Raw genomic sequence first — 2,060 nt, forward strand, 5'->3', positions numbered from 1 at the left:
CGGCCCCACCTGGGCGGCCGCATCTGGGCGGCCCCACCTAGCCGGCCGCATCAAACCAGTCGTTGAAGCCGTAGGTTCGGGAGGGACCGATATGCATCTGCTCGAGTACACCGTGCCCGACCCGATCGCCGCAGGTCGCGCGCACCACCTGCTGGATATGCAGGTTTTCCAGCGCCAGGGGATCGAGGTCGCTGTCGCGCCAGCTCTCCCCGGCAATCACCAGCTCGCCATGCCACTTGCCGTGGCCCCATTGCGGATGCTGGTATCCCAGGCCTTTCATGCGGTGTACCAGTAGCGGCTGCAGGGTGACGGTCATGGACTCGCCGCCGCGGTCGCGCATGGTCACCGTGGCGCTGGCGGCACGGCGGGTACCCGGGAGCATCGCAATCCCGTGTTCTACAGTGCCCTGCCAGACAGAGGCGCCGGGATCGCTGGTACCGGGAATGGACTCCATATCCGCATAGCGCGGCAGGAAGCCCTGGTCGCAGTGCCACTGGTGGCCGCTGTCATCCTCGAACCAGCCAGCGAGACTGCACTGGTCTTGCCAGTGGATGGGCATCCAGCAAAAGTGCACCGCCTGGAAACTGCTGATGGGCGCCCCGCCGGGCCAGGGCTCACCCACCGGGCGGATGCCCCAGGAGCGGTCCTTGAGGCCAAACGTGGTGGCGCCATTGACGCGCAGTTCCCGGCCAGCGTAACGAATCCAGCCCTGCCACCTGCCGAACTGATCGAGACGGGTCGCATCCATAACCAGGTGCCGCTCGTTGCGCAGGGTCTGACGACCCTCCTCCATGCACGCGGTGTAAGGGGTGAACACCAGGTCGCACTCGATTCCGGTGTCGTTGGGCGCGATAGTCAACTGGTGGCGTCCCATGGGTTCGAGAATGCGCAGGACAAAGGGACCAACACTGGTGTCAGTGGGTTCTGACGGTGCCCGCCGCGAGCCATGAAACGCGTACTGTTGGCCATCAATAGCCAGACTCAGGCTGCAATCCATGATGCCCAGGTTGGGATAGCGGCACAGGCCAACACCGAAATAAAAGGCGCCGTCACGGTCGTGGGCGTTGTACCAGTAGCGGTCATAGGTACAGCGGTCGCTGCTCGCGGTCTGGGCTATGGGTTCGGCTGTCTGGTGAATGGGGTAGTCGTCAAAGCTGGAGAGCATGGCGGCGGCCTGTCTGTTATCGGTATTGTCCAGAGCATGGCCCAGCGCCGGACACGACACAAGCGGCGCGCGGCCGGGGCCAGCCTCCGTTCAGCAAATCAAACCGGCCGCGAAACCAGCCGCCGAAATCCAGCCGGGTTGCGATGGGTTTGTTTCCCGCCCCCGCTCGAATTACACTGCTGTTTTCTGCGAGAAGTGAACCGCATGAATCAGGCAGCCCTCCCCGCCACGCGCACCCAGAGAGTCCTGGCCAGTATTGAGCGGGCAGGCAACAAACTGCCCGATCCCGCCGTGCTGTTCATTGCACTGCTGTTTGTCACCTGGGGCCTGTCACTGCTGTTTTCCCTGTTCGAGTACGACCTCATCGACCCCCGCACCGGCGATTCCCTGGTCGTCGTCAACCAGCTGTCCGCAGGCGCGATGACACAGTTCCTGTCGGCGATGGTCACCACCTTCGCCCACTTCCACCCTATCGGTGTCGTCCTGGTGGCAATGTTGGGAATCGGTGTTGCCGAGCACACCGGCTTTATCAACTCGACCCTGCGGGCCATGCTGGGCGTTACCGCCCATTGGCTACTGACGCCAATGGTGATCGTAGTGGGCATTGTCAGCCACACCGCAGCCGATGCCGGCTATGTGCTGGTCATACCTCTCGGCGGCATCATTTTCCACGCCGCAGGGCGCCATCCACTTGCCGGCATTGCCGCCGCTTTCGCCGGCGTATCAGGTGGTTATTCCGCCAACTTCATCCCCTCTGCAATCGACCCGATGCTGCAGGGGATCTCCCAGTCAGCTGCCCAGATCATCGACCCCTCCGTGGTGCTGAACCCGCTGAACAACTACTTTTTCACCTCGGTTTCATCGCTGCTGATTATCCTGGTCGGCTGGCTGGTGA

The 2,060-nt window shown here is 63.0% G+C and carries 2 protein-coding genes; one reads left to right on the top strand and one right to left on the bottom strand.

What is annotated here, in order from left to right; all coding sequences use genetic code 11:
- Nucleotides 1–37: 37 nt before the first annotated feature.
- Complete coding sequence (locus tag RJQ10_RS13895; RefSeq protein ID WP_350147605.1) at nucleotides 38–1,165, bottom strand: Rv3169 family protein; 1,128 nt, start codon at nucleotides 1,163–1,165, stop codon at nucleotides 38–40.
- 204 nt (nucleotides 1,166–1,369) lie between these two features.
- Here RJQ10_RS13895 and RJQ10_RS13900 point away from each other — a divergent pair.
- The coding region (locus tag RJQ10_RS13900) for an AbgT family transporter (RefSeq protein ID WP_350147606.1) at nucleotides 1,370–2,060 on the top strand (691 nt) is incomplete at its 3' end.

Origin of the sequence: Haliea sp., from assembly GCF_040222615.1 — a bacterium.
Taxonomy (GTDB): Bacteria; Pseudomonadota; Gammaproteobacteria; order Pseudomonadales; family Halieaceae; genus Haliea.